The organism is Virgisporangium ochraceum, assembly GCF_016863655.1.
Taxonomy (GTDB): Bacteria; Actinomycetota; Actinomycetes; order Mycobacteriales; family Micromonosporaceae; genus Virgisporangium; species Virgisporangium ochraceum.
The window spans coordinates 22,664-41,870 of record NZ_BOPH01000088.1; the positions used below are offsets into that span (position 1 = coordinate 22,664).

The following is a 19,207-nucleotide window of genomic DNA, read 5'->3' on the forward strand; positions in this document are numbered from 1 at the left end:
TGGGCGCACAGGGCCGGTCAGGGCATCGGCGGTCAGGCCGAAGGGCCCGCCCGGGACCGACCAACGGACCTGGCCCCGCCGTACCGCGGAGGGGAGCCTGGAACCATGCGGCAGGCGACCCGTTCACGTTCAGCGCTGATGAGCTACCTGGCCTCGGCGACCGCGGCTCCGTCGGTGCACAACACCCAACCGTGGCTGTTCCATCCGCACCGGGAGGGCATCGACGTCTACGCCGACCGCGACCGCCAGCTGGCGGTGATCGACCCCGACGGCCGGGAGCTGACGCTCAGCGTCGGCGCGGCGGTGTTCAACCTGCGCCTGGCGATGATGCGTGACGGGCGCCTGCCGCAGTTGCGGGTGGCTCCGGATCCCGACGCCCCCGACCTGTTGGCCCGGGTCGTCCCGGGCGGCCCGGTGCGGCCGTCGGCGACCGTGCTGGCGTTGGCCGGCGCGGTCACCCGGCGGCGCAGCAACCGGGGACCGTTCGCCGACCTGGCCGTCCCGGTGCGGGTGCGGGAGGAACTGGTGGCCGCGGCCGCCGCGGAGGGTGCGGTCCTCGTGATGACCGGGCCCGGTGGTCGTCGCGTCGTCCTGGGCATGGTGACCGACGCCGACCGGTACTGGTGCGCCGACGCCGACTACCGGCGCGAGCTGGCCGAGTGGACCCGGCCGGCGCCGGGCCGACGCGACGGCATCGCCACGGCCGCGCTCGGCCCGCGGTCGGACACCCTTCCGCTGCGTGACCTCGGCCTGACCCGGCCCGACGCCGTCCGCCCGACGGCGACGTTCGAGGAGACCTCCACGATCGCGGTGCTGTACACGGCCGACACCCCGGCGGGCTGGCTGCGCGCCGGGCAGGCGCTGCAACGGGTCCTGCTGACGGCGACGGTCCGCGGCCTGTCCGCCACCCTGCTCACCCAGTCGTTGGAGCTCGACCGGCTCCGCGACCGGCTGTCGGATCCGGCCACCGGACGCGCCGCCCAGGCCATCGTCCGGTTCGGCTTCAGCCGCCAGACACCGGCCGCCTCCGCCCGGCGACCGCTGTCCGACGTGCTGACGACCGGTTGACACCGGCCGGGCGCCGCCGACGGTCAGGCGGACACGGTGACGGAGATGGTGTGCCATCCCGTCGCGCCGTCGGGGAACGTGCCGGCCCGGGCCTCGGGTTGGACGTCGCCGCGGCCGTCGGTGGCCCGGACGCGGATGGTGTGCAGCCCCGGCGTGGCGTCCCAGTCGTGGACCCACTGCCGCCAGGTGTCCGGCGACGGACCGTCGGCGAGCCGGGCCGGTTGCCACTGTCCACTGTCGACGGACACCTCGACCGCGCTGATACCCCGGCGCTGCGCCCACGCCACGCCGGCGATCCGGACCGTCCCGGGTGCGATCGTCGTCAGCGGGCGCGGGGTGTCGATGCGTGATGCGGTCTTCACCGGCGCCCGTTCGGCCCAGCCCCGCCGGACCCAGTAGGGGTCGAAGGCGTCGAACGTGGTCACCTCCAGCTCGGTGAGCCACTTGCAGGCGCCGACGTAGCCGTAGAGGCCGGGTACCAGCAGCCGCACCGGGAATCCGTGCTCGAGCGGCAGCGGTTCGCCGTTCATGCCGACGACCAGCATCGCGTCGCGTCCGTCGAACACCGCCTCCAGCGGTGTGCCGATGGTCATGCCGTCGGTCGAGCGGCTCACCAGCTGGTCGGCACCCGCGCGCACGCCGGCCTCGCGCAGCAGCGGCGCCAGCGGCACCCCGAGCCACCGAGCCGTACCGACGTACGGGCCGCCAACCTCGTTGGACACGCAGTTGAGCGTGATGTCCCGTTCGCGCAGGGGCCGACGCAGCAGGTCGTCGAACGTGACCGTCACGGGCCGGTCGACGGCGCCGCGAACGGTGAGCCGCCACGTGCGCGCGTCGATCTGCGGCACCGTCAGTGCGGTGTCGACCCGGTAGAAGTCCCGGTTGGCGGTGAAGAAGTCGGACAGTCCGGCGGGCAGTGCCGGGGCGGGGTCGGCCGGAGCCGGCAGCCGAACCGACGCACGCGAGCGGGAGCCGGCGGCGTTCGTGCGTCCGAGCACCACCCCACCGGCGCCGGACGCCGCCGCGACGGCGGTCGCCGCCCCGGTGGTCACCAGGAACTGCCGGCGGTTCAGCAATCGCGGCCGCGCGGCGTCCGTCGTGGTCGCGGTCCGTGACGACCGCACCTGGACCAGCAGAGCGCCGGCCGCCACCGCACCGCCGACAACGGCGGGCAGGACGTCGACCACGGTCGAGGCCGGCCGGCTGAGGACGGCCGCGCACCCGACGCCGACGAAGACCGCGAGGCCGGCGAACCCGGCGGCGCGTCGCCGCACGGTCAGCGCGCCGAGGCCGACCGCGAACACCGCGAGGACGAGGTAGACGCCGCAGAGCAGCACGAGCTTGTCGTTCGTGCCGAACTGGCGGATGGCGAAGTCCTTGAGCGGCCGGGGCGTCGCGTCGATGACCGCCGCCCCGACGGCGAGCACCGGAGCCGACCGCGGACGGCTCGACGCCACCGCGACGATCTGCGCGACGCCGAGCGCGACACCGGCGGTGGGGAGGCCGATCGCGGCGCCCGTCGCGAGCCGGGTGGGGCGCCCCGGCCGGCGTGCGGCCGGCCGGGGCTGGCTGACCGTCATGAGGACGGCATCAGCACGGTGTCGATGATGTACACCGTCGCGTTGGCGGTGGAGACGTTGCCGCACACCACCGTGGCGTTGCCGACCATGAAGTCGGTGCCGCCGCCGGTGACCGTGACGGTGCCGCCCTGCAGCGTCTTGTGCGTACCGGCGAGCTGCTCCGGGGAGAGCTGGCCGGGCACCACGTGGTACGTGAGGATCTTCGTGAGGGTGGCGTTGTCGGCGAGCACCTTGTCGAGGTCGGCCTTCGGGATCTTGGCGAACGCGTCGTTGGCCGGCGCGAACACCGTGATGCCCTGTGCGCTGTTGAGCGAGTCGACCAGGTTGGCCTTCTTCACGGCGGTGACCAGCGTGCTCAGCACCGGGTTCCCCGACGCGGCGGTCGCGACCGGAACCTTCGCCATCGCGTCGAAGCTGCCCGGGTTCGACGGGTCGGTCGGCACCGCGGCGCAGCCGGCGCCGAACTGCCTGGCCATCATTCCGGCCGGCGGCGCCGCCGACGTCGACATCCCACCCGTGGGCGTGTCGGCGTTGCTGCCGCCGCCCGCTCCGTCATCGCTGTTACCGCAGGCCGACAGCGCGAGGGCGCCGACCGCGATGATCGCGGCGATCGTACGACGGGACATGTGTTGCTCCTCTGTTCTGTGGTGACCCGGTTCACGGTCACCGGTGTCGTCGCAGAGGGATTCGGAGCCCCGGTTGGTCCGGATTGGTCACTCTTTCGGGTCATTCATGCAATCCGATGTCCGGGGCGCCGTCGGCCTACTTGGTGAAGAACACGAGCCGGTTGCCGTCGGGGTCGAGGAGGAGGAACTCCCGGCGTCCCGAGCGGTCCTTGCGGGGCTCGGTCGACGGCGTGAGGCCGTGGGCGAGGACCGCGCCGTAGTAGTCGTCGATGTCGTCGACCTTCAGGTAGAGCGACGGGCCGCCCTCCGCCGGGACGTGGTCGTGGTCGGTGGTCAGGGTCAGCCAGAACCAGTTGACGTAGACGGTGACCTGGTGGTCGTCGCGCTTGCCGAGGCGGAAGCCGAGCGTCTGGTAGAACTCGATCGCCTTGTCGAGCTCGCGGACCGGGTACACGACGCCGGAGATGCTGCTGATCTTCATGACTCTTCCACCATTCGGCCGTTGGTAGCGGTGGCGTCCTTCGTGAGCGACATGGCCAGCGGGGCCTCCGGGAACGTGTGGATCGCCGCGAACGCGGCGGCCATCTGCGCGCCGGTCTCCCAGTGCCAGATGTCGCAGTAGGTGTCGTCGTCGAGCGCGAGCAGCTGGGTCCGGGCCAGCCCGGGGTGCGTCTCACGCACGGTGCCGATCAGCGAGGCCCGGCGGGCGAGGAACTCTTCGAGGTCGACCGGGTCGACCGTGTACCGGTGGGTTCGAACGACTGTCATGGCACAAGCCTGGGCCCCCCGGTTGATAGGTTCGCGATGCGTCGACGATGCGGAGGCGATCCATGGCGGTGCGGTTCTCGTTGCTGGGCCCGGTGCGGGTGACCGTCGAGGGCGTTGCCCTCGCCGGAATCGCGCCCCGGCACCGCGCGGTGCTCGCGCACCTGCTGCTCAACGCCGGCCGGGTGATCAGCATGGAGAAGCTGATCGACGCCGTCTGGGGCGTCGACCGGCCCGAGACGGCGCGGTCACAGGTCCACGCCGCGATCACCGCGCTGCGCCGGGCGTTGCGCGCCGCCGGCGTCGAGGGTGTCGTCGAGACCCGGCCCGGTGGCTACGTCGCGGTGCCCGGGCCGGGCCGCCTGGACGTGCAGGAGTTCACCGACCTGGTGACCGCGGGCAGGTTCCGCGACGCGCTGGACCTGTGGCACGGCGACGCCCTGGCCGACGTCACCGCGCACTACGCGCCGGCCGCGCGTGCCCTGCTGGAGGACCGGCGGCTCGCCGCGGTCGAGCGCCTGATGCAGGCCGAGGTCGACGCCGGCCGCCACGCCGCCGTGCTCGACGAGCTGGCCGGTCACGTGGCGGCCCACCCGCTGCGGGAGCGGCTCGTCGGCCTGCTCATGGTCGCGCTGCACCGCGGTGGGCGGCAGGCCGACGCGCTCGCCGCCGCGCGGTCGTACCGCACGACCCTGGCCGAGGAGCAGGGCCTCGACCCCGGTCAGGCGTTCCTGGACCTGGAACGCACGGTCCTCACCGAAGCCGCCGGGCCCGAACCCGCGGCCGCGTCGAGCTTCCTGCCGTACGACCTGCCCGACTTCACCGGGCGCGCCACCGAGCTCGACCGGCTCCTCACCGGTCACCCGATCGTCACCATCGACGGCATGGCCGGCATCGGCAAGACGACACTCGCCGTGCACGCCGCCCACCGGCTGGCCGACCGCTTCCCCGACGGTCGGCTCTTCGTCGACCTGCGGGCGAACACCCCGGGACTGGACCCGCTGCCGGCCGCCGCCGCGCTGGAGACGCTGCTGCGGCAGCTCGGCGTCACCGACATCCCGACCACCGAGGCGGAGCGCAGCGCCCGCTGGCGTACCGAGCTGGCCCGTCGCCGCGTGGTCGCCGTGCTCGACAACGCGGCCGACGGCGCTCACGTGCGTCCCCTCATCTCCGCCGACGGAGCCGGCAGCCTTCTCCTCGTCACCAGCCGACGACGGCTGGTGGACCTCGACGGAGCCCACGCGCTGTCCGTCGACGTGCTGCCCCACGACGACGCCGCCGCGCTCTTCGACGGCATCGTCGGCGCGCGCGCCGCCGACGACCCCGCCGCCGTCCGCGACGTGCTGGAGCGGTGCGGGTACCTGCCGCTGGCGATCCGCATCTGCGCGGCGCGGCTGCAGCACCGGCCCCGGTGGTCGGTGGCCGACCTCGCCGGCCGCCTGCGGCTCGCCCAGCTCGCCACGTCGGAGCGCAGCGTCGCGGCGGCGTTCACGGTCTCCTACGAGCAGCTGACGGCCGACGAGCAGCGGATGTTCCGGCTGCTGGGCCTCGCGCCCGGCCGCGACATCGAGCCCGACGCCGCCGCGGCGCTGGCCGGGGTGTCGCCGCTGGAGGCCGAGGACCTGCTGGAGAGCCTCCTCGACGCGCACATGGTGGTGCAGCACGAGCCGCGGCGCTACGCCCTGCACGACCTGCTGCGCGAGCACGCCCGAACGCTCGCCACCGACGACGACGCGCCCATGCGCCTGCTGGTGCACTACCTGCACCGGTCGCGGTCGGCGGTCAACGTGCTGTTCCCGCACAGCGTCCCGCAGCCGGAACTGCCCGCGCCGGACCCGCCGGTCCGCGCGATCACCGACCCGGTCGAGGCCGTCGGCTGGCTCGACGCCGAGCGTGGCAACATCATCGAGACCGTGACGCACGGTCCGCGGATCTGCGTCGGCCTGCTCGCCACCGCGCTGCGCCCCTACCTGGACCGGCAGGCGCACCACGACGACGCGCTGACCCTGCACACCACCGCCCTGCACCGCAGCCGCGCCCTGGGCGACCCGGTCGTCGAGGGACGCGCGCTCGCCGACCTCGCCTGGACCCACTGGCGACGCGGCGACTACCGGCAGGCGGAGGAGTTCGCCCGGGAGGCCCTGGCGATCCTGGAGGACGGGCACGCCCGGTCGCTCGCGCTCAACGCGTTGGGCAACGTGGCCTGGCGCCGCCGCGACAGCGCGGCCGCCGAACGCTGCCTCAAGGAGGCCCTCGACCTGACCCGCATCGCCGGCGACCGGTCCCGGGAGGGCTTCGTCCTCGGCGACCTCGGCATGATCCTCGACCAGCTCGACCGCCACGACGAGGCGCGCCGCCACCTCGACCTGGCGCTGGCGCTGCACCGCAGGGAGGGCAACCCGCTCGGGGAGGCGCGGGTGCAGAACCAGCTCGGTTCGGTGCTGCGGCACCAGGGCCGGGCGGAGGAGGCCGTCGACCGCCACCGCCGGGCGGCCGGGCTGTACCGGTCCATGGGCAACAGCAGCGACGAGTCGTCGGCCCTCAACGGTCTCGGCGAGGCGCTGCTGGCACTCGGCGACGCCGACGGGGCGGTGCGACGGTTCGCCGAGGCGCTCGACCTCGCGGAGACCGCCGGCAACCGGCCCGAGCGGGCCCGCGCCCACGACGGGCTCGCCCGCGCGTCGCACGACGACCGGCACGCCGACGCGGCCGCGCGGCTCTACGCCGACCTCGGGGTGCCGTCCCTCCTGGAGAACAGCACGACCGCCAGCGCGAGCGTCGCCGCGGCACAGGCGCACAGCACGGCGAACCCGGCCCACGGCGGCAGCGGGTAGTACCCGTACGCCGGCGTATAGACGCCGTCGACGTGCGGGTAGCGGGTCAGGGTCTGCTGCACGGCGAGCGCGGCCGTCGGTGTCACGCGGGTCGTCCACTGCGCCACCGCCGGCGGCGTGAACGGGGTCAGCGCGAGCAGGTACGGCAGCACCAGGGTCCCGACGACGACCGTCACCGCGACGGCGCCGCGCCGCACGACGGCGGCCACGCCCACCGCGAAGACCGCCATGACCGCGAGCACGGCCGCCGTGCCGACCCCGGCCCGCAGCAGCACGCCCGGCGGGGTCGGGAAGACGTAGGCGCCGAGCCCGCGCACCACCCGCAGCCACACCGGCAACGCGACGGCGACGGCACCCAGGTTGGTGACGAACGTGACCGCGCCGGCCACGAGAGCCCTGGCCACGAGCACCCGGCCCCGGCGCGGGCCGGCGGCCAGGGTGGTCCGGATCAGCCCGTACCGGTACTCGCCGGTGACCATGAGGGTGGCGACGACCACGACCACGATCGACGCGGGGAACGTCCCGAGGAGCAGGTCGCTCGCGGCGATGCCGAGCGGCAGGTCGGCGCGGGTGGCCGGGGCGAGGTCGCCGGCGCCGGTCACGGTGAACCCGGTCTCCGTGGGGGTGGCCCCGCCCGTCGCTCCCCGCGGGTAGCCGGAGAACGTGGCGGTGTCCGCGCCGACCTGGTCGTCCGCCCAGGGTCCGTCCGGCCAGCCGCCGTCGAGGTCCGGACCGTCGAAGGTCGCGGTCGCCGCGTCCGGGGCGGTGCCGAGGCCGCGCGTGCGCTGGGGGCAGGCCACGAACAGGCCGGCCTCGACGGTGCGGGGGAGGCCGGGGAGGGTGACCGTGCCGATCCGGGTCCAGGCGGTCGCGTCGGTGGACGCCTCGCCGGTGACGGTGTCGCCGGACCGGGTCAGCCGCAGCCACCGCGCCCGTGCGGGGGAGCCGGCCCGGTCGTGGACGTGGTCGTGCTGCATGCGGACCCCGTGCGCGGCGGTCACCATGACGGCGGCGTACCGGGAGCCCGGCTGCGTCCCCGCCCGGACGATCAGGCCGGCCCTGGCCCACGGCACGTCGCCGGCCGAGACGAGCGACGTGACCGCGACGGTGATCCGGCCGTCTCCGGCGAGCGGCCGGTGCACGAACCGGAACGCGTCGACGACCGGCCCCCCGTCGGGCCCTGCCGGCACCGGCTTGCGGTCGGGTGCCGGCCCGCCGCCCAGGCCGGTGACCGGGAACACCGCGACGAGCAACGCCGCGACGGCGGTGCCCCGGACCCAGCCGGGCACGGTGCGGAACCTGGTCCATTCCGCGTGCAGGAGCCTCATGCCGTGCGGTTCTACTCCGGCGCCGGTGACAGCGGGGTGTCGGCGGCGACCGGTTCACCGGCGACGAGGCTTGTCAACGCCGGTAAATTCGACCCCGTGGCGGATCTTGACCTGCGGCTGGTGCAGTACTTCATCGTCGTCGCCGGACATGAGCACATCAGCCGGGCGGCCGCGGAGCTGCGGATCGCGCAGCCGTCGTTGAGTCGTCAGATTCAGCGTCTCGAGGAGCAGCTCGGAGTCCGGCTGTTCGACCGCGGCGCCCGCGGCAGCCAGCTCACCCCGGCCGGCCGGGTCTTCCTGGCACAGGCCAACGACCTGGTGGCGGCCGCCGGCCGTGCCGTGACGAATGCGCGGGCCGCCGCGATCTCCGGGATGATCACCATCGGCCACCCGCCCGGCCTCGTGATCACCCCCGCCGTCGGTGACCTTCGCGGGCGCTACCCCAACGCGGAGATCCACACCCGCCATCTGACGTGGGAGGACAGCCGGTCCCTGGCCGAGTACCGGGTGGACGTGGTGGTCGCGTGGCAGCCGTTCGCGGCTCCGATCGAGAGCTACCGCGTCACGGTGCTGTACGAGGATCCGCGGGTCCTCGTGGTTCCCGCCTTCCATCGACTGGCCGGGCGTGGTTCGGTGACGGTGGCCGACTTCGCCGACGAACCGATGGCCGACTTCGCCACTCCCGGGGCTTCCGCGGAATGGCTGACCTTCTGGTGGCCGGAGCGCCCGGGAGGCGACCGGATCCTCGCCGGCCCGACGGTGCACACCGTCCACGACAAGTTCGAGTTGATCGCGAGCGGTGGAGCCGTCGCCATGCATCCGCGTGGCGACCAGAGCGTTCTCGCGCGCACGGACCTCCGGACAATCCCGATCGAGGGCATCCCGCCCTGTCAGGTCGTGATGCTGACCCGGCTGAGCGAGGACAGCGCCCTGGTGGACGAGTTCCGGAAGTCGGCTGTGGCCTGTCTGTCCGGCCTGTCTGTCCGGCCCGGCGTCGACCCGTTAGCCGATCGTTCCTCGTCACACGGTTCCACATGCAGTTGACGCATGACCGGGATGCAGAAGAGGTCTTGGACGGCCGTGCCCGGGCCTTCGTAGCGTCTACCCCATGTCTTCCCAGTTCAGGACCGGCCCGCACCACGAGTTCTTCGAGCACCTGGACTGGTACCGCGAGGAGGACTGCGCGCGCCTGCCGCAGGAACTCGCCTGGTCCCGCCGGGAGTGCCCCGTGGTCCACTCCGGCTACGACGGCGGTCAGTACGTCGTCACCCGCTACGACGACCTGCGGACGGTCGGCGAGCATCCGGACATCTTCAGTTCCTCGACCCCGGGCGTCCGCCACGTCCCTGTCCTGTTGCCGCCGCTGGATCTCGATCCGCCGTTGCATCGCGACTTCCGGCAGTTCCTCAACCCGTACTTCTCCCGGTCGTTCCTCCAGCGGTACGTGCCGGAGATGCGGCGCCTGGCCGATGAACTGATCGACGACGTGGTCGACGAGCGTCGGATCGAGTTCGTCAGCCAGTTCGCGATCCCGTTCACGGCCGGGTCACTGGCTCGTGTCGTGATCGACGACGACAACGAGTCACGGATGCGGCGCGCGATCGAGGCGGTCACCGCGGTGGCCACCGGCGACCAGGGCGCGTACGAGCGGGTGGCGGGCATCGCCGCGGAGATTCTGGCGGAGCGGGCGGCGGGTACGTCCGACCGGGCAGGCGTTCTGCAGTCGCTGGTCACCGCGCGGGTCGACGGTGGCCGCCTCCTCTCCAGCGCCGAACAGCTCGGCGTCGTCACCGTCCTTCTCCTCGGCGGCCTGGACACGACCCGCGGCACGATCGCCCACATCGGGCGGTATCTCGCGGAGCATCCCGGCCTCGAGCAGCGACTGCGCCGGCCCGAGTGGGTCAAGCGTGACCTGGAGGAGCTGTTGCGGCACACCTCGACGGTCTCGGTCATGGGTCGCACCGTCACCAGAGACAACGAGCTGCTGGGCCACCCGCTCAAGGCCGGCGACCGGCTGGCGGTGCATTGGCAGTCGGGCAACCGCGACGAGCTGAAGTTCGAGCATGCCGACGAGCTCCGGTTCGACCGGCGGAAGAACCCTCACATCGCTTTCGGAGTGGGGATCCACCGCTGCATCGGCCAGCATTTCGCCCGGCTCCAGATCGAGGTTGCCGTCGACCGCCTGCTACGCCGACTGACGAACTTCTCGATCGCTCCCGGCACGACGGTCAGGGAGACGGCCGGCGTTGTGCTCCTGGCGCCAGCGGAGCTGTTCCTGTCGTTCGAACCGGTACCGGAGCGATCGACCTGAAGGAAGGAGCCGACGGGGTGTCACGGTTGAAGAGCTTCGACGCGGGTGTGCCGCGACCGTCGGCGGGCATCGCGTCGGATCTGATCCCGAAGCTGAGGCTGCTGGTCGCGATGAGCGAGCGCGGCCACCTCAGCGCCGCGGCGGAGGCGGCCGGCGTACCGCAACCGACCGCCACCCGCTGGCTCGCCGCACTCAGCCGCACCGTCGGCGTGCCTCTCACCCGCCGGGCCGGTCAGCGGGTCGAGCTGACCCGGGCCGGCGGGGTGCTGGCCGAGAGCGTCCGGGCGGCGCACTCGGCACTCGCCGTCGGGGTCGCGCGGGCCTACGAGGCAAGCGATCCGGGGCAGGGGCAGGTGGTGTTCGGGTTCCTACGCACCCTCGGCGTCAGCCGCGCGCCGCAGATCCTCCGCACCTTCCGGGCCACCCACCCACGTGTGCGACTGACCCTGATCCAGGCCCCCCACGAACAGCTCGTCGCACACCTGCATGACGGCACCGTCGACATCGCACTCACCGTCATACGAACCACCGACCACGACCTCCATGCGACTGAAATGTTCAAGGAACCCTTCGTCGTGGTCCTTCCCGCCGAACACCGCCTCGCTCGACACGACCATCTACGTCTCCACCAGATCCGCGATGAACCCTTCGTCGGTCTCACTCCGGGCATCGCCCTGCGCACGCGCATCGACGAGATCTGCGCGAGCGCCCGCGTCCGACCCCGCTACATCCTCGAAACCGACGAGGTCGACACCGTCCGGGGGCTCGCCACCGCGGGCGTCGGCATCGCCATCCTCCCCGCCAGACAGGGCGGCCCGCTCACCGGCTCCATCGAGATTCCCGTCGTCCCCCGCACCTACCGCCACATCGGGCTGCTCGTCTCCGTCCGTCACACCCTCGAACCCGCCGCACGACGCTTCCACCAATGGACGACCCGACACGCCGCCAACGGCACGGGGTGACCCGACCCGCGGATCACCGCCCGGCTACCGCTGCAGGGCGGCTCGGAGCGTCATGGTCGCCTGGGTGATGGCGGCCTGCGCGGCATGGGTGTTCCGGAGGGCGTCGAGCATGACGAAGTCGTGGATGATGCCGTTGTAGCGGACGGCCGTGACGGGGACGCCCGCGGTGCGCAGCCTGGCGGCGTAGGCCTCGCCCTCGTCGCGCAGGACGTCGGCTTCGGCGGTGATGACGAGGGCCGGTGGCAGGCCGGCGAGGTCGTGCGTCGTGGCGCGCAGCGGCGACGCGGTGATCTGCGCGCATTCGTTCTCGTCGGTCGTGTACTGGTCCCAGAACCAGCGCATCGCGTCCTGGCGAAGGAAGTAGCCGGTGGCGAACCGCTGGTACGAGCCGGTGTCGAAGCTGGCGTCGGTGACGGGATAGAACAGGACCTGGTGCCGGAAGGTGACGTCGCCGCGCTGCTTGGCCAGCAGCGTGAGCGCGATGCTCATGTTGCCGCCGACCGAGTCACCGGCGACGGCCATGCGGGAGCCGTCGATGCCGTGTCGCGCACCGCCGCCCCGGGCGATCCACTGTGCCGCGGCGTAGCACTGCTCGATCGCGACCGGGTAGCGGGCCTCGGGCGAGCGGGCGTACTCGGGGAAGACGACGGCCGCGTCGGCGCCCACGGCGAGCTCGCGGACGAGCCGGTCGTGGGTGTGCGCGTCGCCGAACACCCAACCGGCGCCGTGGATGTAGAGCACGACCGGCAGATCGGCGGTGGCGCCGGCCGGGCGGACCACGCGGACCATCACGCCGCCGGTCGGGCCGCCCTCGACGGTGACCCACTCCTCGTCGATGTCGGGTTTGACGATGTCGCCGGACTGGACCTCGTCGACGACCGTGCGACCCCGCTCGGGGCCCAGGTCGAACAGGAACGGCGGGTTGGCGGTGGCGGCGGCGAACGCGGCGGCCGCGGGCTCGAGCACGATCTCACTGGTCATCGCTGACTCCTCGAAGCTGACTCCTCGAATGGCGCCGTCGGTGGGCGTGCCGGAACTGTGCGACCCCACCGGGTGAGCTGTCATCACCACGCTCCGGCCGGTCGGCCACCGACGACCCGCGAGGCGCTCGCTGAGCTGCGGGTATGCGATTGTGGGCGGGTCGTGGTCAGTAGTGGCGCGCCACTACTGGTGGCGGTGGGCGCACTATCGCATAGCTGCAGCTCAGAGCCCATCCCGCGGGCCTGCCGGTGTCCTGTCGAGCGAGGTGCGGTGATGACAACTCCCGCGGTCGGTCGCACAGTTCCGGAAAACGCCGACAACCGCTGGGAACTGGTCGTTGAACTTGAAGGAGTGCGCTCATGTCCGGTCACATGCAAGCCGCTGTCATCACCAAGCCGAACGCGGCCTGGGAACTGCAGACCCGTGCCGTTCCGGAGCCCGGCGCCGGCCAGGTGCTGGTGCGGGTACGCGCGTGCGGGATCTGCGGTACCGACCTCTGGATGGCCCAGGACAAGCTGTCGTACCGCCAGTTCCCGCTCGTTCTCGGCCACGAGGGTGTGGGCGAGGTGGCCGCGGTGGGGGCCGGCGTGACCACCCGCGCGGTGGGTGACCGGGTGGGTATGCCCATGGTGCAGAAGGGCTGTGGCCGCTGCGACTTCTGCCGCGAGGAGCACCCGAAGAGCTTCGTGACCGCCGCCAACTGCGCCAGCCCGACCCTGACCGGGGTCACGGTCGACGGGGCGCACGCCGACTACATCGTCGTCGACGCCGCGGGCACGGTCCGGTTGCCCGACGGGATCTCGTACGAGGACGCGGCTCCGACGCTCTGCGCGGGCTTCACGGTGTGGGCGGCCCTGCGCCGGGCCGACCTGAAGCCGAACGCCCGGGTGACGGTCGTCGGCATCGGCGGGCTCGGCCACCTGGCGATCCAGTACGCCAAGGCGGCCGGCTGTCAGGTCACCGCGATCACCCACTCGCCCGACAAGGGGAAGCTCGCGTTCGAGCTCGGCGCGGACGAGGTCGTGCCGAACGGTGCCGCGCTGCGGGAGGCCGGGGGAGCCGATCTCATCATGCACACGGCCAGCCACCACGGTGTCGTCAACGACGCCATGGCCGGTCTCCGGCCGTGGGGCAGGGTCGTCATGATGGGCATCGCGTTCGACGACATGTACGTGCCGGCGCTCTCGCTGGTCTCGAACAGCCACCAGATCATCGGGTCGGCGCACAACGGCTACGAGTACCTCGAGGAGGCGCTCGGGTACGTGGCGCGCGGCGAGGTGAAGCCGCGGATCGAGGTTTTCACCAAGGAGAGCGTGGCCGAGGCGTACGACCGGGTCGTGTCCGGCGACGTCCGCTTCAAGGCCGTCGTCACCTACTGACGGTTCTGTCGCGGGCCTACATGAGCTGGCGGACGGCCTCGTGCAGGGCGGCGACGAACGCGGCCGTGGCGGGTGGGTCCGGTGGCTCGCCGTAGGTGGCCAGGTAGACGCGCCGGCGGAAGTCGGGCAGCGGGGTGGCTTCGATTCCCGGTGCGCGGTGGGTGCGCAGCGACAGGCCGGGCTCCGTGGTGACGCCCATGCCGGCAGCGACGAGGGCCTGTTCGACGATCACGTCGTCGGTGGTGTAGACGATGCGGGGCGTGAAGCCGGCGCGCTCGCACGCCTCGACGAACTCGCGGCGGCAGTTCTCGCAGCCGGCGATCCACGGCGAGTCGCGGTGGTCCGGCAGGGTCTGGCCGGGCTCCAGGCTGAGCAGGTGCATCGGGTCGTCGAACAGGTGCGTCGTGCGGAGGTCGTCGGGGACGGCGTCGTCGTACCGGAAGACGAGGGCGGCGTCGACCCGGCCGTCGCGCAGGAGGCCGAGGGCGACCTGCGGGTGCGCGTCCACCAGATGCAGTTCGATGCCGGGATGGTCGCGGCGCAGGGTGGTCGCGGCATACGGGACCAGCGCAGCGAGCGCCGACTGGAAACCGGCGACCCGCACCCGGCCGGTACGCAGGCCCACCATCGCGGACAGTTCCGCGGCGGCGGTGTCGACCCGTCCGACGATCTCCGCCGCCCGCCGGGCGAGGTGCTCACCCTCCGGCGTGAGCCGGATGCCGCGGCCGACGCGCTGGACGAGCCGGGCGCCGGTCTCCGCCTCGAGCCGCGCCAGGTGGTGGCTGACCGCGGGCTGGGAGTACCTCAGGTGCCGCGCCGCGCCGGTGACCGAGCCGTGCGCGGCGACGGCCGCGAGGATGCGCAGCCGCACGATGTCCAACATTCATCCATGGTAGTTATGGGTTACCGCAAAAGCTGTCATTGGACGAATGGGTCGTGCCCGGTGGAGGCTGACCGCGACGGAAGGAGCACCACCGTGACGATCAAACGGATGGACAATGTCCTCATCGTCGTCGAGGACCTCGACGGGAGCATCGCGTTCTTCGTCGAGCTGGGCATGGAGCTGGAGGGCCGCACGACGGTCGAGGGGGAGTCGGTCGACCGGCTCATCGCGCTCGAGGGCGTCCGCGCCGACATCGCCGTCCTGCGGACCCCGGACGGTCACGGCCGCGTCGAGCTGACGACGTTCCACTCGCCGAAGGCGATCAGCCGGGAGCCGAGGTACGCGCCGACGAACGCGTTGGGCATCGGCCGGATCATGTTCGCCGTCGACGGTCTCGACGACGTGCTCGCGCGGCTGCGCGCCCGCGGCGCCGAGCTCGTCGGGGAGGTGGCCCGGTACGGGGACACCTACCGGCTCTGCTACGTCCGCGGACCGGAGGGGATCATCGTCGGCCTGGCCGAGGACGTCAGCTGACTTGCATCGAGACGGTTGAATGGGCGGATGGACGTACACCCGCCCGCCCGCGTCGCCAGACTCGCCGCTACCCACGGTCTCGGTCGCCACGAGCTGACCCGGGCCAACGCCGACCCGTTCGACAAGGTGGTCCTGGCCCAGGTGATCGCGTCGGGCACGGCGCTCACCGCCGCCGTCTACACCTGGCCCAGCGTGCCCGACGGCCTGCGGTTCCCGTTCTTCCTCTCGACGTTCGTCGCGCTGGTGCTCGTCGCGATCGCCTTCGTCTGGCTGTCCCCGGGTCTGCGCGTCGCCTACGTCTTCCGCGACGGGCTCGTGTGGACGCGCAACGGGCGTCCCGAGGCGGCCACCTGGCCGCAGCTCCGCGGGGTGGCCCTGGCCGACGGGTGCGCCACGGTCACCACCCACGACGGCCGGCGGGTGCCGATCCGGCTGGCACGTGTCGACGGCGCCGACGCCGTCCACGACCGTCTCGCCCGGGTTCTCGCGGCCCGCTGACCACGACGACCGTGCCGGGGGCGCTCACGACCCGGTGACCACCACGACCTTGCCGAGGGCGCGGCCCTCGCCGACGTGGGAGAGGGCCTCGGGGACCCGGTCGAGCGGGAACGTCCGGTCGATGTGGACGGTGAGGTCGCCCGCGACGCAGAGGTCGGCCACCGGCTGGAAGTGGGCCGGTCCCTCCTTGACCGCCAGCACGCCGAGCCGGCGGCCCGTGAGCAGACCGGCCAGCGAGCCGACCGTGAGGACGCGCAGCAGCGTCCCCACGGAACCGCCGACGCACCGGTACCGCCCGCCGCGTGCGAGGGCCCGGCGGTAGGCGAACACCGACCGGTGCGCCACGAGGTCGAGGACGAGGTCGTACGGGCCGCCGCGGGTGAAGTCCCGGCTCCGGTAGTCGATGACCGCGTCGGCACCGACCGCACGCATGAAGTCGAGCTTGCCGGCGTTGTCGACGCCGGTCACCTCGGCGCCGAGCCGCTTGGCGAGCTGGATGGCGAACGCTCCGGACCCACCGCCGGCACCGTTGATCAGCACCCGGTGCCCGGCCGCCGCTCCGGCCGTCCCCTGAAAGGCGATCACGCCCGCCTGCGGAACGGTCGACGCCTCGGCGAAGGTCAGCGCCGCCGGCTTGAGGGCCAGGACGGACTCGGGCGCGACCGCGTACTCCGCGAAGCCGCCCTTGAGCGCGAGGTTGTCGCCGTAGACCTCGTCGCCGGGCCGGAACCGGGTGACGTCCGGGCCGACCTCCTCGACCCAGCCGGCGATGTCCGAGCCGAGGGTCGGACGGGCCGGCGTGCGGAGCCCGCCGATCCGCGAGTACAGGGGAGACCCGCGCAGCGTCTCCCAGTCGCTGAGGTTCACCGACGTCGCGGCGACCTTGACGAGCACCTGCGCACCGGTCGGCGACGGCCGGGGGACCTCCTCGACCCGCAGCACCTCGGGAGGGCCGTACCGGTCGTAGGTGACAGCCTTCATCGGTCGGCTCCTCGCTCACATCCAGTGGGGCCGGGCAAGGATATCCGTGGCGACGTCGACCGGAGGTCGGTCGTTGGTCACGGTGAAGTCCTCGACCCCCGTGGACGCGGGCCCGTCCAACGCCCTCAGGTGTCGTTCGAGCTTCGCCCCGGTGTCCCGGCGGCGCAGGCGCTCCCGGACGGTGTCGACGTCGGCGGTCAACCTGACCATGCGCACGTCACATCCGGCGAGACTCCCGGTGTACCGACGCCGTCCGTACCCGGAGATGGCCGCACCGCTGGTGGCGACGAACGCCAACGCACCCGGGCTCCGCAGGAGGTCCCGGCCACCGGCGACCGCGGCCCCGAATGTCAGGACGGCGCGGTCGAAGAGGCGTACGTCGGCCGCCCGGACCCGGTTGATGGCCATCATCCGCCGGTCGGGCGGAAGCCGGGGGTCACGGTGATCCCCTCGGCGAGTGTCACCAGTTCTGTGTCCGGCAGCGGCGCCCGGACCCGTAGCAGGGTGCCGTCGCCCACGGGGACCCGCAGCACCGGTCCGGTCCCGGTCCGGTCGAGCCAGCCGGTCCGTCGACCGACAGGCAGGCGCGTGCCGGGCTGAGTCGGCTCGCCGTCGGCGCGGGGGGCGGCGGGGGCGCTGACGTCGCCCCATACGACCGTCCAGGCGTCGGGCGTGCGTTGCCATGCGATGCCGCGCCAGTCACCCATGCTGGCCTTGATCACGGTCGCCGGTTGTCCGTGGACCGTGGTGTCGCCGACGGCTTCCGTGCCTTTCTCCGTGCGCGGGTCGGCCGCCTGCACGTTGACCCAGATCATCGGAACGGTGCCGGGGCCGTGGCCGGATGCGTGGTAACGCAGGCCGGAGCCGCCCGGCCAGGTCCGGACCAGTGGCTGTACGCCGGACACCTGCGGCGGAAGGTGGGTGACCCGGACCGGAACCGTCGGCGGCGGTGCTGTGTACGGTTCCAGGGCCGGCGCGCCGGCCGACCGGTCGACCGTGTCCTCCGGCATTGGGCGCAGGGCCACCGGCGTCGTGATCGCGAGAGCGAGCGCCACGCCGGTAGCCGGGAGTCCACGGCGGCGCCGGCCGATGCGCCGCGACCGGGCGTAGACGCGGGTGTCGAGTCCCACGACCCCGGGGCGCGGTGGGCGTTGTCGGTCGGGCTGCGCCGCAGCTCGTCGGTCAGGTCGGTCATCGCGATCCTCCGTTGTCCAGGGCGGGGCTGCCGGCGTGCAGTTCCCGCAGGCGGCTCAGACCACGGGACGCGTGTGCGCGCACCGTGGCCGGCGCACATCCGATCACCGCGGCGATCGCCGCGTCGTCGAGGTCTTCGTAGTAGCGCAGAACCAGTGCGGCACGCTGCTGCGGCGGCAGCGTGCCGAGCAACTGCCAGACCTCGTCCCGCGCGGCGTGATGGTCGGCCGGGTCGGCCGCTGGTGCGGTCGTGGGGTCCGGCTGCGCAGCCATGACGCGTTCGCGCCAGGACCGCCTGCGCCGCCGCGACAGGAACTGGTTCAGCACGATCCGCCGCACGTACGCGTCCGGTGAGTCGGTCCGCTGGATCCGCGACCACCGCCGATGGGCGCGGGCGAGCGCCTCCTGAACCACGTCCTCGGCCAGGTGCCGGTCACCGGTCAGCAGATATGCGAACCGGAGCAACGCCGGTCCCCGACCGGTCATGAACGTCTGCCCCGCGACGCGTTCAGCCGGCCGCTGATCTGGCCGAGGAGCGCCGACGTTCGCTCGCGCCCGCTGGGTCGCGCGCACCGCGCGTTCAGTCGATGTCGATGTCGGCGTCGATGTCGGTGTCGGTGCCGATCGAGGCAGATGTCCTGGACGGGCGTGGGGCGCCCGGCGCCGACCCGTACTCCCACCACCGGACCCCAGGGGCGGCTCCGGGCGGGCGGCGGTGCCCGGTACGGACCCACCGCACCCAGTCGCGCAGGGTCCGGGCCGCCGCGATCACCAGCGCTCCCGCCACCGCGGTCCAGCCGATGGCCCGGGTCACGACCGGTGGCCACGATTCGAACAGCGCCGGCCCGAGCACCGCCACGCCGACCAGCACCACGCAGCCGGCGTACCCGACGGCCATGGCCACCTGCGCCCCGTCGTCGTCGAGGTACTGGTAGGTGACGCCCAGCAGGACGCCGGCCCAGAAGCCGGCCAGCGCCGGCAGGGGAAGCAGCCCGATCAGCCCCGGCTCCACCCGGAGCATGGCCGCGCCGAGCGTGAACAGGCCGGCGCTGACCACCAGCCCCGACAGAACCGCGACGAGGTGGCCCAGCGCGTACCGGAACGGCGCCGTCACACCACCATCTTCGCGGATGCGGGCAAGCGCCGCCCCGCCGCCCGCGTCGGGACGGGAGTCACCGCCAGGGTGCGGCTCGGAGTGGCCGGCCGATCCCACTCCGGCGGTGGACATCCCGAGTGCCATCCGCCCGCCGGCCCGGCCGGTACGTCACGCTCCGAGGAACTCC

The 19,207-nt window shown here is 73.0% G+C and carries 20 protein-coding genes; 8 read left to right on the plus strand and 12 right to left on the minus strand.

Annotated features, from left to right (window positions below):
* Nucleotides 1-138 precede the first annotated feature (138 nt).
* Complete coding sequence (locus Voc01_RS31080; protein WP_203931165.1) at nucleotides 139-1,068, plus strand: Acg family FMN-binding oxidoreductase; 930 nt, start codon at nucleotides 139-141, stop codon at nucleotides 1,066-1,068.
* Between the two features lie 23 nt (nucleotides 1,069-1,091).
* Here Voc01_RS31080 and Voc01_RS31085 read toward each other — a convergent pair whose 3' ends face one another.
* The 4 genes from Voc01_RS31085 to Voc01_RS31100 form a co-directional block, all read right to left on the minus strand.
* Nucleotides 1,092-2,648: a sulfite oxidase gene (locus tag Voc01_RS31085; RefSeq protein WP_203931166.1), complete on the minus strand. Its 1,557-nt coding sequence runs from the start codon at nucleotides 2,646-2,648 to the stop codon at nucleotides 1,092-1,094.
* Nucleotides 2,645-3,274 (minus strand): fasciclin domain-containing protein, encoded by a 630-nt coding sequence (locus Voc01_RS31090; protein WP_203931167.1) that lies wholly within the window; start codon nucleotides 3,272-3,274, stop codon nucleotides 2,645-2,647. Before Voc01_RS31090 ends, Voc01_RS31085 begins: the two co-directional genes overlap by 4 nt.
* 136 nt (nucleotides 3,275-3,410) lie before the next feature.
* Nucleotides 3,411-3,755 carry a VOC family protein gene (locus Voc01_RS31095; RefSeq protein WP_203931168.1) on the minus strand — a complete coding sequence of 115 codons (345 nt, stop codon included), beginning with the start codon at nucleotides 3,753-3,755 and terminating at the stop codon, nucleotides 3,411-3,413.
* Entirely contained in the window at nucleotides 3,752-4,042 is a 291-nt protein-coding gene (locus Voc01_RS31100; RefSeq protein ID WP_203931169.1) for an antibiotic biosynthesis monooxygenase, read from the minus strand. Before Voc01_RS31100 ends, Voc01_RS31095 begins: the two co-directional genes overlap by 4 nt.
* Nucleotides 4,043-4,104: 62 nt before the next feature.
* Between Voc01_RS31100 and Voc01_RS31105 the strand changes: the two genes are divergently transcribed.
* Nucleotides 4,105-6,873: an AfsR/SARP family transcriptional regulator gene (locus tag Voc01_RS31105; RefSeq protein WP_203931170.1), complete on the plus strand. Its 2,769-nt coding sequence runs from the start codon at nucleotides 4,105-4,107 to the stop codon at nucleotides 6,871-6,873.
* On the opposite strand, the gene Voc01_RS31110 is transcribed toward Voc01_RS31105, so the two are convergent.
* The gene (locus Voc01_RS31110; protein ID WP_203931171.1) at nucleotides 6,759-8,201 is read right to left on the minus strand and encodes a DUF1349 domain-containing protein; all 1,443 of its coding nucleotides are present in this window, start codon (nucleotides 8,199-8,201) and stop codon (nucleotides 6,759-6,761) included. The two genes, Voc01_RS31105 and Voc01_RS31110, sit on opposite strands and share 115 nt — an antisense overlap.
* Nucleotides 8,202-8,204: 3 nt before the next feature.
* On the opposite strand from Voc01_RS31110, the gene Voc01_RS31115 reads away from it, so the two are divergent.
* From Voc01_RS31115 to Voc01_RS31125, 3 genes are all read left to right on the plus strand, one after another.
* Nucleotides 8,205-9,245, plus strand: coding sequence for a LysR family transcriptional regulator (locus tag Voc01_RS31115; RefSeq protein WP_239160600.1), 1,041 nt, complete (start codon nucleotides 8,205-8,207; stop codon nucleotides 9,243-9,245).
* A 64-nt stretch (nucleotides 9,246-9,309) separates the two neighbouring features.
* Nucleotides 9,310-10,512, plus strand: a complete 1,203-nt coding sequence (locus Voc01_RS31120; RefSeq protein ID WP_203931172.1) for a cytochrome P450 — start codon at nucleotides 9,310-9,312, stop codon at nucleotides 10,510-10,512.
* Between the two features lie 17 nt (nucleotides 10,513-10,529).
* The gene (locus Voc01_RS31125) at nucleotides 10,530-11,474 is read left to right on the plus strand and encodes a LysR family transcriptional regulator (protein WP_203931173.1); all 945 of its coding nucleotides are present in this window, start codon (nucleotides 10,530-10,532) and stop codon (nucleotides 11,472-11,474) included.
* Between the two features lie 24 nt (nucleotides 11,475-11,498).
* On the opposite strand, the gene Voc01_RS31130 is transcribed toward Voc01_RS31125, so the two are convergent.
* Entirely contained in the window at nucleotides 11,499-12,455 is a 957-nt protein-coding gene (locus Voc01_RS31130; protein WP_203931174.1) for an alpha/beta hydrolase, read from the minus strand.
* 359 nt (nucleotides 12,456-12,814) lie between these two features.
* Between Voc01_RS31130 and Voc01_RS31135 the strand changes: the two genes are divergently transcribed.
* Nucleotides 12,815-13,834: an alcohol dehydrogenase catalytic domain-containing protein gene (locus Voc01_RS31135; RefSeq protein ID WP_239160601.1), complete on the plus strand. Its 1,020-nt coding sequence runs from the start codon at nucleotides 12,815-12,817 to the stop codon at nucleotides 13,832-13,834.
* Nucleotides 13,835-13,850: 16 nt separating this feature from the next.
* On the opposite strand, the gene Voc01_RS31140 is transcribed toward Voc01_RS31135, so the two are convergent.
* Nucleotides 13,851-14,717, minus strand: a complete 867-nt coding sequence (locus Voc01_RS31140; protein ID WP_203931175.1) for a LysR family transcriptional regulator — start codon at nucleotides 14,715-14,717, stop codon at nucleotides 13,851-13,853.
* Nucleotides 14,718-14,810: 93 nt separating this feature from the next.
* Here Voc01_RS31140 and Voc01_RS31145 point away from each other — a divergent pair, with 93 nt between their 5' ends.
* Together Voc01_RS31145 and Voc01_RS31150 are read left to right on the plus strand one after the other, a co-directional pair.
* Nucleotides 14,811-15,251: a VOC family protein gene (locus tag Voc01_RS31145; protein ID WP_203931176.1), complete on the plus strand. Its 441-nt coding sequence runs from the start codon at nucleotides 14,811-14,813 to the stop codon at nucleotides 15,249-15,251.
* A gap of 27 nt (nucleotides 15,252-15,278) precedes the next feature.
* Entirely contained in the window at nucleotides 15,279-15,749 is a 471-nt protein-coding gene (locus tag Voc01_RS31150; protein ID WP_203931177.1) for a hypothetical protein, read from the plus strand.
* Between the two features lie 24 nt (nucleotides 15,750-15,773).
* Here Voc01_RS31150 and Voc01_RS31155 read toward each other — a convergent pair whose 3' ends face one another.
* The 5 genes from Voc01_RS31155 to Voc01_RS31175 all read right to left on the minus strand — a co-directional run bounded on the left by Voc01_RS31155 (nucleotide 15,774) and on the right by Voc01_RS31175 (nucleotide 19,038).
* Entirely contained in the window at nucleotides 15,774-16,730 is a 957-nt protein-coding gene (locus Voc01_RS31155) for an NAD(P)-dependent alcohol dehydrogenase (RefSeq protein ID WP_203931178.1), read from the minus strand.
* Between the two features lie 15 nt (nucleotides 16,731-16,745).
* The gene (locus tag Voc01_RS31160) at nucleotides 16,746-17,138 is read right to left on the minus strand and encodes a hypothetical protein (RefSeq protein ID WP_203931179.1); all 393 of its coding nucleotides are present in this window, start codon (nucleotides 17,136-17,138) and stop codon (nucleotides 16,746-16,748) included.
* A complete protein-coding gene (locus Voc01_RS31165) occupies nucleotides 17,138-17,860 on the minus strand; it encodes a hypothetical protein (RefSeq protein WP_203931180.1) in 723 nt (240 codons plus the stop codon). Before Voc01_RS31165 ends, Voc01_RS31160 begins: the two co-directional genes overlap by 1 nt.
* A 61-nt stretch (nucleotides 17,861-17,921) precedes the next feature.
* Complete coding sequence (locus Voc01_RS31170) at nucleotides 17,922-18,410, minus strand: SigE family RNA polymerase sigma factor (protein WP_203931181.1); 489 nt, start codon at nucleotides 18,408-18,410, stop codon at nucleotides 17,922-17,924.
* Between the two features lie 94 nt (nucleotides 18,411-18,504).
* Nucleotides 18,505-19,038, minus strand: coding sequence for a hypothetical protein (locus tag Voc01_RS31175; protein ID WP_203931182.1), 534 nt, complete (start codon nucleotides 19,036-19,038; stop codon nucleotides 18,505-18,507).
* Between the last annotated feature and the right edge of the window lie 169 nt (nucleotides 19,039-19,207).